The sequence below is a fragment of the Sulfurimonas sp. NWX79 genome (genome assembly GCF_039667035.1).
Classification (GTDB): domain Bacteria; phylum Campylobacterota; class Campylobacteria; order Campylobacterales; family Sulfurimonadaceae; genus Sulfurimonas; species Sulfurimonas indica.
The window spans coordinates 87813-102782 of record NZ_JALCZL010000006.1 but is presented as its reverse complement, the minus strand read 5'-3'; the positions used below and the strand labels follow the sequence as shown (position 1 = coordinate 102782).

At 38.5% G+C, this 14970-nt stretch carries 18 protein-coding genes; 12 read left to right on the top strand and 6 right to left on the bottom strand.

Annotation, left to right across the window (positions count from 1 at the left end; translation table 11 throughout):
• Positions 1-272: 272 nt before the first annotated feature.
• Positions 273-842 carry a class I SAM-dependent methyltransferase gene (locus tag MNY27_RS04450; RefSeq protein WP_152182912.1) on the bottom strand — a complete coding sequence of 190 codons (570 nt, stop codon included), beginning with the start codon at positions 840-842 and terminating at the stop codon, positions 273-275.
• 312 nt (positions 843-1154) lie between these two features.
• On the opposite strand from MNY27_RS04450, the gene MNY27_RS04445 reads away from it, so the two are divergent.
• The 3 genes from MNY27_RS04445 to amrB are packed head-to-tail and all read left to right on the top strand — an operon-like array spanning position 1155 to position 3896.
• On the top strand, positions 1155-2081 hold the full coding sequence (locus tag MNY27_RS04445; protein WP_152182913.1) for a 5'-nucleotidase: 927 nt from the start codon (positions 1155-1157) through the stop codon (positions 2079-2081).
• A gap of 28 nt (positions 2082-2109) precedes the next feature.
• Complete coding sequence (gene amrS, locus MNY27_RS04440) at positions 2110-3102, top strand: AmmeMemoRadiSam system radical SAM enzyme (RefSeq protein ID WP_152182914.1); 993 nt, start codon at positions 2110-2112, stop codon at positions 3100-3102.
• Positions 3099-3896 carry an AmmeMemoRadiSam system protein B gene (gene amrB, locus MNY27_RS04435; RefSeq protein WP_152182915.1) on the top strand — a complete coding sequence of 266 codons (798 nt, stop codon included), beginning with the start codon at positions 3099-3101 and terminating at the stop codon, positions 3894-3896. Before amrS ends, amrB begins: the two co-directional genes overlap by 4 nt.
• Before the next feature lie 4 nt (positions 3897-3900).
• Here the strand turns inward: amrB and MNY27_RS04430 are convergent, their stop codons facing one another.
• Positions 3901-4935: a polysaccharide deacetylase family protein gene (locus MNY27_RS04430; RefSeq protein ID WP_152182916.1), complete on the bottom strand. Its 1035-nt coding sequence runs from the start codon at positions 4933-4935 to the stop codon at positions 3901-3903.
• 59 nt (positions 4936-4994) lie between these two features.
• Between MNY27_RS04430 and MNY27_RS04425 the strand changes: the two genes are divergently transcribed.
• On the top strand, positions 4995-5585 hold the full coding sequence (locus MNY27_RS04425; RefSeq protein WP_152182917.1) for a hypothetical protein: 591 nt from the start codon (positions 4995-4997) through the stop codon (positions 5583-5585).
• Here MNY27_RS04425 and MNY27_RS04420 read toward each other — a convergent pair.
• Positions 5582-6436 (bottom strand): NAD(+)/NADH kinase, encoded by an 855-nt coding sequence (locus tag MNY27_RS04420; protein WP_152182918.1) that lies wholly within the window; start codon positions 6434-6436, stop codon positions 5582-5584. The two genes, MNY27_RS04425 and MNY27_RS04420, sit on opposite strands and share 4 nt — an antisense overlap.
• A gap of 89 nt (positions 6437-6525) precedes the next feature.
• Here MNY27_RS04420 and aspS point away from each other — a divergent pair, with 89 nt between their 5' ends.
• The 3 genes from aspS to thiI are packed head-to-tail and all read left to right on the top strand — an operon-like array spanning position 6526 to position 10322.
• Positions 6526-8283: an aspartate--tRNA ligase gene (aspS, locus tag MNY27_RS04415; RefSeq protein WP_152182919.1), complete on the top strand. Its 1758-nt coding sequence runs from the start codon at positions 6526-6528 to the stop codon at positions 8281-8283.
• 3 nt (positions 8284-8286) lie between these two features.
• Positions 8287-8859, top strand: a complete 573-nt coding sequence (locus MNY27_RS04410; RefSeq protein ID WP_152182920.1) for an adenylate kinase — start codon at positions 8287-8289, stop codon at positions 8857-8859.
• 14 nt (positions 8860-8873) lie between these two features.
• Positions 8874-10322, top strand: a complete 1449-nt coding sequence (gene thiI, locus MNY27_RS04405) for a tRNA uracil 4-sulfurtransferase ThiI (protein ID WP_346391921.1) — start codon at positions 8874-8876, stop codon at positions 10320-10322.
• A gap of 18 nt (positions 10323-10340) precedes the next feature.
• Here thiI and adk read toward each other — a convergent pair whose 3' ends face one another.
• Both adk and MNY27_RS04395 read right to left on the bottom strand, forming a co-directional pair.
• Complete coding sequence (gene adk / locus MNY27_RS04400) at positions 10341-10991, bottom strand: adenylate kinase (RefSeq protein ID WP_152182922.1); 651 nt, start codon at positions 10989-10991, stop codon at positions 10341-10343.
• A 53-nt stretch (positions 10992-11044) separates the two neighbouring features.
• Positions 11045-11335 (bottom strand): hypothetical protein, encoded by a 291-nt coding sequence (locus MNY27_RS04395; protein WP_152182923.1) that lies wholly within the window; start codon positions 11333-11335, stop codon positions 11045-11047.
• 47 nt (positions 11336-11382) lie between these two features.
• Between MNY27_RS04395 and MNY27_RS04390 the strand changes: the two genes are divergently transcribed.
• The 4 genes from MNY27_RS04390 to MNY27_RS04375 are packed head-to-tail and all read left to right on the top strand — an operon-like array spanning position 11383 to position 13116.
• Complete coding sequence (locus tag MNY27_RS04390) at positions 11383-12114, top strand: molybdopterin-binding protein (protein ID WP_346391920.1); 732 nt, start codon at positions 11383-11385, stop codon at positions 12112-12114.
• A 49-nt stretch (positions 12115-12163) separates the two neighbouring features.
• Complete coding sequence (locus tag MNY27_RS04385; RefSeq protein WP_281346792.1) at positions 12164-12292, top strand: hypothetical protein; 129 nt, start codon at positions 12164-12166, stop codon at positions 12290-12292.
• A gap of 12 nt (positions 12293-12304) precedes the next feature.
• Positions 12305-12916: a DUF6166 domain-containing protein gene (locus MNY27_RS04380; RefSeq protein WP_152182925.1), complete on the top strand. Its 612-nt coding sequence runs from the start codon at positions 12305-12307 to the stop codon at positions 12914-12916.
• A gap of 8 nt (positions 12917-12924) precedes the next feature.
• On the top strand, positions 12925-13116 hold the full coding sequence (locus MNY27_RS04375; protein ID WP_152182926.1) for a hypothetical protein: 192 nt from the start codon (positions 12925-12927) through the stop codon (positions 13114-13116).
• 15 nt (positions 13117-13131) lie between these two features.
• Here the strand turns inward: MNY27_RS04375 and MNY27_RS04370 are convergent, their stop codons facing one another.
• Positions 13132-13635 carry an ankyrin repeat domain-containing protein gene (locus tag MNY27_RS04370; RefSeq protein WP_152182927.1) on the bottom strand — a complete coding sequence of 168 codons (504 nt, stop codon included), beginning with the start codon at positions 13633-13635 and terminating at the stop codon, positions 13132-13134.
• Positions 13636-13711: 76 nt separating this feature from the next.
• Here MNY27_RS04370 and MNY27_RS04365 point away from each other — a divergent pair, with 76 nt between their 5' ends.
• A complete protein-coding gene (locus MNY27_RS04365; protein ID WP_152182928.1) occupies positions 13712-14911 on the top strand; it encodes a tetrahydrodipicolinate N-succinyltransferase N-terminal domain-containing protein in 1200 nt (399 codons plus the stop codon).
• Positions 14912-14970 lie beyond the last annotated feature (59 nt).

Below are 14970 nucleotides of genomic sequence, written 5' to 3'. Positions count from 1 at the left end.
GAGGTACAAACTCCTCTAAATCAAACTCTATCTTTTTTCCTTGTAATTCCATTTCTATGATCCTTTTTCTTTTTTATAATCATAGTTGATTTGGAATTTACAGAAATTATTTTACACTACCTCTACAAAAATAAAACAAAATGTCATAGCTCAAATCCATAAGGGTAAATATATGGTACATGATGTTGTATAAAACACCTAACAAAATAAAGATAGAGAACATATTTTTGTACTCAACCGTTATGGGGAGGGTGATAGTTGAAGTAATAAAACTATAAACAAGCCTCCACAGTATACCGCCATTGATAATGTTTTATTTCTACAGTAAAACCATGCCTCTCTAGTATCTTTTTCAGTTCGTATGGCGCATAAAAATTAGCAGGTTCACCTAGCGTTTTTTCCATCCAACAGACAGCTTTACCTCGAAAGGTACTCACATCAAAATCATAAATAAAAAGTTTTCCATTTTTCTTTAGAACCCTTACAGCCTCTTTCATCGCAAGTTCAGGGTTAGAAAAATGGTGAAGTGACTCTCCCATAAGAATCATGTCAAAACTGTTATCTTCAAATGGCAACTCTTCTGCTGTTGCTATATACGTTTGCACATATGCCGGGGCATATTTAAGCATCCCGTCTGCTGGGTCTACTGCTACATATTTTAATTCACTATTGCATTTATGAGCGAATTCACTCATTATCCCTGTCCCTGCCCCAATATCTAAAACAGATGCTTGGCTGGGGAGTGGTTTTAAAAATATACACAGTTCCTCTAAAACCTTCTTTTGATATATCAGAGTACCGAAGTGTTTAAAGAAAAATCCAAGATAATTAAAAGGTATCATCTACCACCCTTTATACTTACTAATCTATTTATAACTTTATTATCAAAGTGTATCTAAAACTTAATAACACATCATTTATTCAAAATAATAAATTCAGACAAAAATTAGAGAAATATGTAAACCTGACATATAAATAGCAATACATTTTTTATGTCAGATATTATTCCTTATTCAGCAATAGTCATATAAAATGTTGTCTATGAAAGTGGGGACATTCCAATTTCAAAAACGCTGATTATAAAATTGTCTAAATTCCAAATTGCAGCAACAAAAACATATAAATAATCATAATCTAGCTTACCAAGGAATAATATGCCATACCCCATAGAAAAAAAGCTCGTCATCGCCGTCTCTTCCAGTGCACTTTTTGATCTCTCAGAATCACATAGAGTTTTTGTGGAAAAAGGACCAAAAGCCTATAAAGAGTTTCAAGAAAAAAACTTAGACAAGGTACTTGAGAAAGGTGTCGCTTTTCCCTTTATTAAAAGATTTCTACATATTAACAAGAGGTTCAACAAAGAGTTGCCGGTAGAAGTTGTATTGCTCTCGAGAAACTCGGCTGTTACGGGTAAGCGGGTATTTCGCTCCATTTACCATTATGGCTTAGATATCTCCAGAGCTGCATTTATGGAAGGAAAATCACCTTACGAGTATGTACCTGCTTTTAATGCATCACTCTTTCTCTCTGCCAATGCCTCAGATGTTCAAAGTGCCATAGATGCAGGATACCCAGCCGGTGTAGTTCTGCCAAGTGAAGTAGTGAATGATGAAGGTGATGAAGAACTCAGAATAGCTTTTGACTTTGATGGTGTCATCGCTGATGATGAAGCCGAGTCGATTTTCCAAAATGGTGAGCTTCCGGACTTTCATGCCTATGAAGTTGCAAATTCACACATTCCTCATCAGTCAGGACCATTAGCAGATCTGTTCAAAAAGCTCTCTTTTTTACAACAACTAGAAGACGCAGAGTTCGAAAAAGACAAAAACTACAAACGCATTCTCAGAACTTCTATCGTCACGGCTCGCAATGCACCTGCACATGAGCGAGTCATTACAACATTGGAAGATTGGGGAGTTAGTGCGAATGAGATCTTTTTTCTAGGCGGTATGGAAAAAGACAGAATCCTCTCTAGATTACAGCCTCATATCTTCTTTGATGATCAAAAAAGTCACCTAACGTCTAACAAAGGTAATATCCCTATGGTTCATATACCTTTTGGTATTTCGAACAAACTGTAGTATAATGTACTAATGAGAGGAGGGAAAGATGAAATACTTCAAAACAGTACCTCAAAAAGAAAAAATCGTCTGTCTGCTATGTCAACACTACTGCCAACTCAAAGAGGGGCAAGTGGGTGTTTGCGGTGTCAACAAAAATGAAGATGGTGAACTCAAAACTTTAGTTTACGGTCATCCATCTGCACTCAATCTCGACCCGGTTGAGAAAAAACCACTCTATCACCTCTTACCGGGCACTACTGCCCTCTCCTTGGGAACTGTCGGGTGTAACTTCAAGTGTCCGTTTTGTCAGAACTGGCAGATATCACAAGAACACTATGTTGATACAAGTGTTACTATCTCACCTGAAAGAATGGTAGAGATGGCTCAAGAGAGAGGTGCGGCATCTATCGCTTACACCTACAATGAACCGACCATCTTTTACCCCTATGCCAAAGACATCGGCGTTCTTGCCAGAGAAAAAGGTCTCAAAAATATCTTTGTTACCAACGGATTTGAATCTCCGGAGGTGGTAAAAGATATGGCTTCATGGCTTGACGCTGCCAATGTTGACCTTAAAAGCTGGGATGAAGCTTATTATAAAAAAATTCTCAAAGGTGGACTTGAAGCTGTAAAAGATACGCTTCGAGGCATGGTGCGTGAAGGTATTTGGGTAGAAGTAACAACACTGCTCATTGAGGGTGACAATGATTCGGATGCAGACTTAAAAGCGATGGCCAGCTTCATCGCAAACGAATTGGGTGTGCATGTACCTTGGCATCTCAGTGCCTTTCATCCTGATTATAAGATGCAAGATCACGAGTACACAAAACTCCATACTTTAGAACGTGCAAAACGCATTGCAAAAGAAGCAGGGATTCTCTATGTTTATCTGGGTAATGTTCCTGTACATGGAGACACCTACTGCCCTGACTGCAATACTCTGCTCATAGACAGAACAGGTTATGCCATTGCACAAAACAGTTTGGTTGACGGACACTGTCCAAAATGTAACAGAGCCTTAGAAGGAGTTTGGAGATGAGCATAAGAAAAGATGCGGTTGCCGGGCAGTTTTATCCGGCAAGCCAAGATGAAATAGTAAAAATGTTCACTCACTACAATGAGATCATAGACAATGCCAAAGAAGATAAAAACATACTTGAACTGAGCCCTCGTGCTATCATCGTACCTCACGCAGGCTATGTTTACTCTGCTTTTACAGCAAACATCGCTTTTCGACTTTTAAAAAATACAAATGCAAAGCGTGTTGTTGTCATTGGTCCAAGTCACAGAGTCTATGTAGAGTCTACATCTGTCTCACTCTTTGATACATTTGAGACACCACTTGGAGACCTAAAGATAGACAAATCTCTTGCAAATGAAATGGTGGAGGAGTTTGGTTTACGATTTCAAAGAGATGCTCATGAAGAACACTCTACAGAGGTCCAGATGCCATTTATAAAATACTATCTTCCGGATGCTTCTGTGGTTGAGTTTGTCTATGGCAACGAGAAGCCTCTACGCTTGGCAAAGGTCATTAACTATCTTTTAGAAGACAGTGGTACAGTAGTGGTTATCAGTACTGATCTAAGCCATTACTATGACATCCAAAAAGCAAACAGACTTGACAGTATATGCCTTGATGCAGTTGCAAGATTAAATCCGGAGGAGTTGCATGAAGGGTGTGAAGCCTGCGGAAAAATAGGTGTAGAAGCCATCCTGCTTGCAGCAAAAGAAAATGGTCTCAAACCTACCCTGCTTGATTACAGAACGAGTGCCGATGCAAGTGGGGATAAATCTCAGGTCGTTGGCTATATGAGCGCTGCGTTTGTTTAGTTCTCTATTGTTCTAAAATAACCCACAGATGGCTGTACCAGTACCATCTTCCATCTTGTGCAGGTGCAGTACAGGTGTAATGATTTCGCGGGTATAGCAGAGGTTCTGTTGCCTGAACAGTTATTTCTGTATCACTCAGCCACTCCATTTGTATCTTTTTACCATCAGCTGTAAAACATTGCAACGCTTTAAGCGGTTTTTTGAGTCTCAGTGTTAAAGAGGGAGGATTATTACTCTCATCTACCAACGTATCTTCATTTTTAACGGACTCTAGAGGCAAAGGCAAGGTATCTACTTTTAGTTTAAACTGTTCCATTGCACCAAAACCTCCAGACATAGGAAAGCGTGTCAGTTCCATAAAGTTACTTTCACTAGAAATAGGTGCAGAGTTTTGTGCCACACCGACATAGTCTAAACCTTTGATAATCTGCAACAGTTCTGTGTCATACTCGCCAAAAGGATAAGCGAACATTTTTGGCTCATTTGCAACCAAACTTCCAAGTTCTTTTTTCAACTTTTCCTCACATTTTTCTACCTCTGTTTTAACATATGCTTCATAATCGTCTACATTTTTCAACCTCTTACGCATAAGATAGGGATGCGAATAGCTGTGATTTGCGAACTCTGCACCATTTTGTCCCATCTCACGCAGCTCATCCCAAGTCAAATAGTTCTCTGAGTGATGCATAACCGGTAGCGAATTTACAAAAAGTGTAAAAGGAAGATGCAATTTTTTAAGTAGTGGATATGCTTTTATATAAGCACTTTTATAAGCATCATCTATCGTAATTGCAACGGTTTTTTCAGGAAGAGCCCTCTTTTGTTGCAGATAACGGACAATCTTTGAGAGTGGCCAAACATTGTAATGATTTTGCACCAAATGCTCCATCTGTTTTGCAAAAAGCTCCATTGAGATACTTGTAGATGGGTATTTGGACTCATCAAATCTGTGATATTGCAAAACCACAGCATGATTCTCTTTTGCGAAGAGAGAAAAAGTAAAAAAGATAAAAACAAAGAAACTGTAAACTATTTTCATAACACTATTATATCTTTATTTTTTTGATATAATTTTACCAAATATAAAGGCTTATAGTGATGTCAACGATTACCAAACAATTTTCTTACCTGATGCTTACATTTTTAACACTTATAGCAGGCTATGCCTATCTGCGTTATGCCTATAGAGTAACAGACTCTACACCTTTTACCCAAGAGATAGTACTTATCATTTTAGGTACCATCGCTACTGTCTTTATCACCGCCCTGCTTTTAAACAAGCAGACAGCCGTAGAGATAGAAAAAGAACAAAGTATAAAATTTTTAGATTTAAAAGCACAAACTTACGAAAAACTGCTTGATTTGATGGAAGAGATGGCAACACAGAGTAGTTTTGATGAAGTAGACATTACAAAACTGCAGTTTGTAACACACAGACTTGCCATCTTTGCTTCACCGGGTGTTTTAAATGAGTACACAAACTTTTTAAATGTTGTCTCACAAATCTCAAAAGATGGAACATTTTCAAATGATGCAGAAAGACTTTCAGAAGCACTAGGAAAGCTCACTATTGAAATTCGTTTTGATCTGCTTGGTGAAAATGAGTCACAAAAAGCCTACTCTATCACGCAGATCAAAAATATGATCAAGAAAAACTCTCAGAGCTCTTCTCATATCAACATAGACTAATCTCCCCAGTTTAACTTCTCTTTGAGTACATCAAAGTAGTTAAACTCTTCTCTGTGAATAAGTTTAACAGTTTTACGTGCCAGTTGGATGTGTATACTCTCCCCAGCTTCAAGCTCATGCTTGTCTTGACCATCTATAATGACAAGCGCTCTGTCTTGCGGTGTTTTCATCTCAATGGAAAATTTTCCGGGAAGTACCACAGGACGCTGCGTGAGAGAGTGTGGACAGATTGGCGTAAGAGCAAAAACATTTGTCAGAGGAAAAAGCACTGGACCTCCTGCGGAGAGGTTGTAAGCCGTTGAGCCTGTCGGTGTGGAGACAATAACACCATCCCCATAGTAGGTATTAAACGCTTTGGAATCAACAAGTGTTTCAATATGAATCATATTTGAAACCGATGGACGTGTAATGACGATATCATTAAAAGCATACAGAGTCACTTCATTGTCATGTTCTTGAAATTTTGCCTCTAAGATTGCTCTCTCATCTACTCTGTACTCCCCTTTTACCAAATGCGCAACAAAATCTTCCAGTTCGTCGATGTTGATGTCTGCTAAAAATCCAAGATTCCCTGCATAGACACCAAATACAGGCACATCATGCTTAAATGAACGCCGTACCACAGAGATGAGCGTACCATCACCTCCAAGCGTTACCAAAACATCACACTTTTGGCAGAGATTATCAAAGTCCATCCCCATTATCCCTATCATCGCACCACTGATACTCTCTATCGTTACTTCAATATTATGTTTTGTAAAAATCTTTTCAAGTTTAAAATAACTCTCTTTTAATTCAGGTGATGATGGTCTTAAAATGACGCCGACTCTCTTGATTGTATGCGATTTCACGGGATTTCCTGTATCTTTTTCTTTAATTATACTATTTTATAAGCAAATCTTGGATATAATCGCAAAAATTTTTAAATAGGACTTTAACCTTGAGAAGTCATTACTGTACAGATTTAAGTGAAAAAGATGTTGGCACAGAGGTAACTCTGACTGGTTGGGCAAATAGCTATCGTGACCACGGTGGAATTATCTTCATAGATTTACGTGATAAAACTGGACTTATCCAGCTTACTTGTGACCCTGAGGACTCTCCTGAAGCACACAAAGTAGCAGACAGTGTAAGAGATGAGTATGTTTTAATAGCAAAAGGGACAGTACGTCTCCGTGGAGAAGGTTTAACAAATCCACGCCTTAAAACAGGTGCTATTGAGATCGTTGTACGTGAGCTCATCATTGAGAACAAATCAGCTCCGCTTCCATTTGTTATCGGTGATAAAAAAGTTGGTGAAGAGACAACACTGAAGTATCGTTATTTAGAGCTTCGTGACCCATCAATGTACGAGTCTTTCCGTCTTCGTTCAAAAGCAGCGATCGCAGCTAGAAACATCTTGGATGCAAACGGTTTCTTAGAAGTTGAAACGCCTATACTTACAAAATCTACTCCAGAGGGAGCACGTGATTACCTTGTACCTTCACGTGTGCATAATGGCGAGTTTTATGCACTGCCACAATCTCCACAGCTTTTCAAACAGCTTTTAATGGTTGGTGGATTTGACAGATATTTCCAGATCGCAAAATGTTTCCGTGATGAAGATCTACGTGCTGACAGACAGCCTGAATTTACTCAGATAGATGTTGAGATGAGCTTCTGTGACCAAGAGGATGTCATTAAAGTAGCAGAGGACCTTCTTGAAGCAATGTTTAAAGCGTGTGATGTAGACATCAAGCCTCCATTTAAACGTATCTCTTACAGAGATGCTATGGAGTGGTATGGTTCAGACAAACCAGACTTAAGATATGACCTTAAGATGGTAGATGTTATCGATATCTTTGAGCGTTGTGACAATGAGATCTTTACAAACATCGCTAAAAACCCACATATCAACCGCATTAAAGCGCTACGTGTTCCAGGTGCTGATTTGGCATTCTCTAAGCGTGAGATGAAAGGTTTTGAAGACTTTGTACGTAAGTTTGGTGCGCATGGTCTTGGATACTTCCAGATGAAAGAGGATGGTCTCAAAGGTCCGCTTACGAAGTTCTTCAGCGAAGAAGACATCCAACTCATCATTGAGAGAACTGAACTTGAAGTAGGTGATGTAGTCTTCTTTGGTGCAGGTGATAAGAAAACTGTACTTGACTATATGGGACGCTTTAGAATCTTCATCGCAGAGCATGAGAAAATGAACTTAATTGATAAAGATGCATACGAGTTTGTATGGGTTGTTGATTTTCCAATGTTTGAAGTTGAAGATGGTCGCGTAAAAGCACTGCACCATCCATTTACTATGCCAAAAAATCTTGATAAAGAAGATGTCGAAGAGATAGAGTCTATCGCTTATGATATCGTTCTTAACGGTGTTGAGCTTGGTGGTGGGTCTATTCGTATCCATAAAGAAGATATTCAAGAAAGTGTATTTAAACTCCTTGGTATCGATGAAGAGGAAGCTCAAGAGAAGTTTGGTTTCTTACTTGATGCACTGAAATTTGGTGCGCCTCCACACGGTGGTTTTGCACTTGGATTTGACAGACTTATGATGCTTATCTCTAAAACAGCAAGCATCCGTGATGTTATCGCATTCCCTAAAACACAAAAAGCTTCTTGTGTACTTACACATGCACCTTCACCGGTTGATAACCAGCAGCTGCGTGACCTTCATATCAGACTGCGTGAGCAGACAAAAGCGTAAACCATGAGTAAAAAACTCTTTTTAATTATCGGAGCTCCCGGCTCTGGTAAAACTACCGACGCAGAACTTATCGCAAAAAATCATGACAACATTTCACACTACTCTACCGGAGATATGCTCCGCGCTGAAGTCGCAAGCGGCAGTGAACGCGGTCAGGAGATAGATAGCTACATCTCTAAAGGTTTGATTGTTCCTATTAACATCGTAATTGAGACAATTGTCAGTGCCATCAAATCTGCACCGACAGATGTTGTTATCATCGATGGATACCCTCGAAGTATAGAGCAGATGATGGAACTAGACAAATATCTGCAAAATCATAATGATGTAGAGCTTGTCAGTGTCATTGAAGTAAGAGTGAGTGAGGAAACAGCAAGAGAGCGTGTTCTTGGACGCGCACGTGGTGCAGATGATGATGAAAAGGTCTTTAACAACCGTATGAAGGTCTATACAGAACCACTTCAGGAGATTCGTGATTTCTATACTGAAAAAGGCATCTTAAAAGTTATCTCCGGTGAGGGAACTATCGAAGAGATAGTAAGTGAGATGGAAACTTTCATCAGCTCAAAACTATAAAGCAAGGCACTTTTTTGCAAAAATTTATACTCAAACTTTTTCCGGAGATTATGATAAAAGGCTCTTCTGCCAAACGCCAGATGACAGGACAGCTCTATAACAATCTCCTTACCATACTAGAGCGCGTAAACAAAGATATAAAAGTAGTAAAATACTCTGACAAGATAGAGGTCTTTACACCAAAAGAGTTCCTGCCGGAAGTACGTGAAAAACTTTTAAATACTCCCGGAATTGAACAGATTCTTGAGGTTTTACAGTTCAACGGTATGGACAGTCTTGATAAGATAAAAACAAAGGTACGTGAGCTTTTTGCCGACTCACTCAAAGATAAAACCTTTGTTGTAAGAGTCAAACGCTCAGGAAAACATGAATTTAAATCAATCGATATCGAGAGAACGGTTGGTGGACATCTGCTAGCTAACTCTGAGGCAAAAGGTGTACAGCTTAAAAACCCTGATATCACGCTGCAGATGGAACTCATTCAAGACCAGCTCAATATCATCACAACAAAGTACAAAGGTCTTAGCGGCTTTCCTATCGGTACACAGGGAGATATTCTCTCACTCATGTCAGGTGGATTTGACTCTACGGTAGCTTCCTACCTTACAATGAAGCGTGGTATAAAAACACACTTTATCTTCTTTAATCTTGGTGGTATGGCTCACGAGATAGGTGTTAAACAGGTTGCACTTTATCTCTGGAATAAGTTTGGTTCATCGCATAAAGTAAAATTTATCTCTGTTCCTTTTGATGATGTCATAGAAGAGATTTTTCGCTCTACTCCACCGACATATATGGGTGTAACACTCAAACGTCTTATGCTTATAGCTTCTGAAAAGATTGCAGATACAATGGAGATAGATGCACTTGTAACAGGTGAGAGCGTTGCACAGGTTTCAAGCCAAACACTGCGTAACCTAGCTCTCATAGACCAAGTGACCAACAAACTTGTTCTTCGCCCACTTGCAACGGTTAATAAACCGGAGATTATCAACATCGCTAATGAGATAGGCACACGTCATTTTGCAGAAAATATGCCAGAGTACTGTGGTGTTATTTCTCAAAACCCTATCACACATGGTTCATTTAAGCGTATGGAGAAAGTTGCACAGAAATTCAACTACGAAGTTTTAGACAAAGCTGTAAAAGATGCTCAACACCTTAGCATTGATGAGATTGTAGAAGATATCTCTAATCAAGCACCGATTGAAGTAATAGATGATATCAAAAATGGAAACTATACGGTCATTGATATCCGTCCTGAAGAGGAGTGTATCGAACTACCGTGTGAAACACTTAAAATTCCGTTTCACAAGCTTAAAAAAGAGTTTAAAAAACTACCAAAAGATAAAGAGTATCTACTCTACTGTGATAAAGGGATTATGAGCCAGCTCCATGCACAATATCTGCGTGATGCAGATGAAGCTGAAAATGTGAAGGTTTATAGACCGAAAGAAGAGTAAAAAATACTCTTCTTCTTACTATTTTTCGAGCCCAGAAACGATAGCTTCTTCAACATCTTTGATATCAGCAGTACCATCTACTCTGATATATTTGATATTTGGATTTTTAGCCGCTTGCGCTTTGTAGTAGTCGATTAAAGGCTCTGTTTGTTCGTGATAGACTTTAAGTCTGTCTTTTACAACTTCTTCTTTATCGTCATCACGTTGAACTAAATCTTCACCCGTAATATCATCTTTACCTTCTATTTTTGGCGGATTGTAAACTATGTGATATGTTCTACCGCTTGCAAGGTGTGCACGACGACCGCTCATACGTTTTACAATCTCTTCATCTGGTACATCAATCTCAATGACCGCATCAATCTCAATACCTGCATTTGTCACAGCATCAGCTTGTGGCAGTGTACGAGGGAAACCATCTAAAAGGTAACCATTTTTACAGTCATCCTGTGCTATACGATCTTTTACAAGACCGATGATAATCTCATCCGTTACCAGTTTACCTGCATCCATTGCAGCTTTTGCCTGTTTACCAAGCTCAGTTCCAGCCTTGATAGCCGCTCTTAACATATCTCCAGTAGAGATTTGAGGGATGTTGTATTTTTTCGTCAAAAATTGTGCCTGTGTACCTTTTCCTGCACCTGGAGCACCTAAAAGTATAATTCTCATAGTATTGTAATGTCCTCTATTTTTTCTTGCAATTATAGTATTTTGAGTTTAAATTAATCTTCTTCTACAAAGCCAAAATCTTCATCATCACTGCCGCGTTGTGCCATCTCGATATCTTCGATAAGCTCTTTTGCTTCTTCTTCGTCCATCTCACCCTCTTTTATATCCGCTAAAACATCTTCAAGATCAGCTTTGAACTCACGGAGCTCTTCGATCTCCTCTTTCGCATCTTCGCTTGCTTCTTTATTATCAGCGATCTCTTCAAAGATCTCATCTAAACGATCATTGATGTCAGGAATAACTCCATTTGCTATCAAATCTTCTAATTTTTTCATGTGTGACATATATCTACACCTTTATTTATTTTTTAGAATTATACTATAATTTGTCTATGAATTTTTATGTAGTAATAATCGGAACAGAGATATTAAACGGTAGACGGCAGGACAAACACTTTGAATTTGTCAAAAATAAACTTGCAAAATACAATCACGAACTATTTGCCTCTTTTGTCATTAAAGATGATGTAGAACTCATTACAAGAACCTATGAGATGATAAAAGCGGATAAAGAGGCTGTTATGTTCTCTTTTGGCGGTATAGGCTCAACACCTGATGATCTCACGCGTGAGATTGCTGCAAAGGTTTTTAGAAACTCTCCACTTATCACGCATGAAAAATTTAAAAAAGATATCATTAAACAGTTTGGTGATGGTGCCTACCCACATCGTATCCGTATGGCAGATTTACCGCCGGATGTAGAACTGCTTTTTAATCCAGTTAACAATATGTCTGGTTTTTCACTCGATAGACGTTTCTTCTTTGTGCCCGGTTTTCCGTCTATGGCACATCCAATGATTACAGAAGCAATAGAAAAACACTTCTCAAACAGTAAGAAAAAGTATAGATACACGCTCTTTGCAAAAACAAGTGAAGAGTCACTCATCTCTTTGATGCAACAACTACCAAAGAACATTGAGCTCTCATCTTTACCTATGTTTATCGACGGCAAACCAAATGTAGAGCTCTCTCTTAGCGGAGAGAATAAAGAGGAGATAGAACACTACTTTGAACTCTTTAAAAAAGAGCTCCAAAATAAAAAAATTGATTATAATTTAAAATAATAATGGATAATGTCGATATATAGACTATCAAAAGTCAAGGAATTTTACCATGTTGATTTGGTTATTGGTACTTTTATTGCTTATCTCTTTTATATATGTTGTTTATCGTATTGTTTACCTTCCTCCAAAAGAAGATCTAAACAATGAAAAAGAACACCACTATACTTTTAAAATATAAGCGAGAAAACTCATGGCAATTGCAATGAACAACCATGTCTTTAAAGGGCACAGAACACTTTTAGGCAATAAATTTGTAACCTATGGTGAACTTGAACTTCCAACACGTTTTGATATCTATCCTACTTCTAAAAGCGGGTTTGACTGGGGCAACAGCTCTCTTGGGTCTAATCAACTGGCTTTTTCTATGCTCTTTCAACTCAGCTCTCAAGAGTTAGCAGAAAAATATGCCGAGCAGTTTATGCGTGATGTAGTCAGAGGTCTACATACAAGAGACTGGGTTTTGAGTGCTTCTGATGTACTGGAGTGGATAGAGAAGCATTGTGAACTTCCTAAAGAGAAACGTAATGAGCCAAAAGTAAAAGTCAAAGCTGCCAACAACATAAAAAAAGCCAAAAAGAGTAAATCAAATGTTGTAAAAGATATCTGTAAAGAGCTAGATATCACACAAAAGCAACTCGCAGAAATCCTTGAAGTACCGGAAGGGACTGTAAGTAGCTGGGCTGTTAAAAATGAAATACCACGTCTTGGGAAAAAAGCCATAGAATTCTACATCCAAAATCGTAAAAATCAAAAAATAGTTGACAGCTACAGAAGTTTTATAGAGCTTCTGCAAGCATCATAAGGACAAAAATGAAACCAAAAGATGAAGTAACAAGAAGTCTGCTGATAGACAGAGAAACATGGGATGATGCGATGCGATACTCACGTGAGCGCTACAAGATGAGTCTCTCCAAAGTTATAGAATCACTTCTGCAGGAGTGGCTTATAAAAGAGAAACGTAAACCACTTGACAACTCAAAACAGGCAAAGTTTTTCGAATAGCTTTCGCTTTATCTACTATCTTGCATAGTTTGTGTTTTGTGGAGCTTCAGGATCATAATCAAGAAGTTCTAAAACAGATTTTTTATTCATTTTTCTTGCAAAGTCAATAGCTGTAAAACCTTTTGTGTCTTTAGCATGTTGATTTGCACCTTTTTCAAGCAAGAGCTTTGCTATCTCTACTCTTCCATAGCATGCAGCAGCCATTAAAGCTGTAAAGCCACTTTTTCTATTTGTCTTGTTAACATCCAAGCCTTTTTCAAGCAGATATGCAACCATCCATCGGTTATCATAAGTGATCGCCATATCGAAGATACTCACACCCTCATCATCAAAGTCAAAGATATCTGCTCCGCTCTCAATAAGCAGAGTAAGTACCTCTTCATCGCATCCTGCACGTAAAGCACATGCAAGTACAGATTCCCCTGCCTCGTTTGTCTCTTGCAGGTCTGCACCGTTTTTAATATATTTTTTAATACCAAGATAGTCGTTATTTTTTAAAAGTTCCAGCCATTTATTCATAATGACAGTATAGTAAAATTTTTATTAGTTGTTTTTATGTATAATTCGCATAACAAATTAATTAAGCGAGAATTCAATGGAAGTCATTCAAACAACTGATGCTTTTAAAGCACTCATAGAAAATATAAAAACAGATACACCAAATTATAAAGACCCTTTAGCATTTGGTATCTGTCGTGTAGATTTAGGTCAATTAAACGTAGATAAATCTCTTCAGGCTACATATCCACTTATCAACTGGGATGAGAACTTTGGTAGTGCGGCAATTTTCATAAGAGCACTTGCAGAACAAGGTATAGAGGTAGACTTCTCTCAAAATGAAGTTGTTTGTAACATCAACTTAGAGTTTTTAAAATCATGTCTTAATGCATTTACTCCTTACAGTGATGAAGCATACGGTGATGCACACAAAAATATTCAGGTTGTATCAGCTCTTTATTCTCAAATCGTAAATAACGGTTCATTCGAGGGTGAGTTCAAAGTATGTTTCATCTTCGAAGATGCAGCTTTAGAGTCTGTAGAAGCGACATATCTTAAACTTTATGCGATTTCTCAGGCTAAAGTTGGTCTGCGTGAGATCAACCTAAACGGTGCATTTGGAGCATTACCAAATGTTGCATGGTCGAACGGTCAGCCAATTGAGCTTGATTACCTGCGTGAGTTTGAGATTGAGTTAAAACTCTCTGGTGAGTATCCACATATTGACTTTGTAGATAAATTTCCAAGATTCCTACAGCACATCATCCCAGCGGACAATACACGTATTTTAGATACTGCTAAAGTTCGTTTTGGTGCACAACTGGCAGCGGGAACTACTGTAATGCCGGGTGCTTCATACATCAACTTCAATGCCGGAACTACTGGTGTAAGTATGGTTGAAGGGCGTATCTCTTCATCTGCTATCGTTGGTGATGGTAGTGATGTTGGTGGTGGTGCTTCAATCCTTGGTGTACTTTCTGGAACTGATGGAAATCCAATCAGTGTTGGTAAGAACTGCCTATTAGGAGCAAATTCTGTATGTGGTATTCCTTTAGGTGATGCATGTATCATTGATGCAGGTCTTGCAATACTCGAAGGAACAAAAATCGGTATCTACTCTGCTGAACTAGAGAAGATCAAAGAGGTAAACAGTGGTGTGTCTATCGAAGGTGAAATCTTCAAAGGAAAACAGCTCGCAGGCCTTAATGGTCTTCACTTCAGACAAAACTCTTTAACAGGTGAGATCACGGCTTCTCGTTCCACAAGAGAAGTAAAACTTAACGCTGAACTTCACTAATACCTTTGAGCTGCTCTTTGTGAGTGGCTCTTTTTACTACTAACACTCTACTAACTATT

Bases quoted from the DNA above. Each gene is read 5' to 3' on its own strand.
- MNY27_RS04450 (WP_152182912.1), bottom strand. From the start codon at position 842: ATGATACCTTTTAATTATCTTGGATTTTTCTTTAAACACTTCGGTACT.
- MNY27_RS04445 (WP_152182913.1), top strand. From the start codon at position 1,155: ATGCCATACCCCATAGAAAAAAAGCTCGTCATCGCCGTCTCTTCCAGT.
- amrS (WP_152182914.1), top strand. From the start codon at position 2,110: ATGAAATACTTCAAAACAGTACCTCAAAAAGAAAAAATCGTCTGTCTG.
- amrB (WP_152182915.1), top strand. From the start codon at position 3,099: ATGAGCATAAGAAAAGATGCGGTTGCCGGGCAGTTTTATCCGGCAAGC.
- MNY27_RS04430 (WP_152182916.1), bottom strand. From the start codon at position 4,935: ATGAAAATAGTTTACAGTTTCTTTGTTTTTATCTTTTTTACTTTTTCT.
- MNY27_RS04425 (WP_152182917.1), top strand. From the start codon at position 4,995: ATGTCAACGATTACCAAACAATTTTCTTACCTGATGCTTACATTTTTA.
- MNY27_RS04410 (WP_152182920.1), top strand. From the start codon at position 8,287: ATGAGTAAAAAACTCTTTTTAATTATCGGAGCTCCCGGCTCTGGTAAA.
- adk (WP_152182922.1), bottom strand. From the start codon at position 10,991: ATGAGAATTATACTTTTAGGTGCTCCAGGTGCAGGAAAAGGTACACAG.
- MNY27_RS04395 (WP_152182923.1), bottom strand. From the start codon at position 11,335: ATGTCACACATGAAAAAATTAGAAGATTTGATAGCAAATGGAGTTATT.
- MNY27_RS04390 (WP_346391920.1), top strand. From the start codon at position 11,383: ATGAATTTTTATGTAGTAATAATCGGAACAGAGATATTAAACGGTAGA.
- MNY27_RS04385 (WP_281346792.1), top strand. From the start codon at position 12,164: ATGTTGATTTGGTTATTGGTACTTTTATTGCTTATCTCTTTTATATAT.
- MNY27_RS04380 (WP_152182925.1), top strand. From the start codon at position 12,305: ATGGCAATTGCAATGAACAACCATGTCTTTAAAGGGCACAGAACACTT.
- MNY27_RS04375 (WP_152182926.1), top strand. From the start codon at position 12,925: ATGAAACCAAAAGATGAAGTAACAAGAAGTCTGCTGATAGACAGAGAA.
- MNY27_RS04370 (WP_152182927.1), bottom strand. From the start codon at position 13,635: ATGAATAAATGGCTGGAACTTTTAAAAAATAACGACTATCTTGGTATT.
- MNY27_RS04365 (WP_152182928.1), top strand. From the start codon at position 13,712: ATGGAAGTCATTCAAACAACTGATGCTTTTAAAGCACTCATAGAAAAT.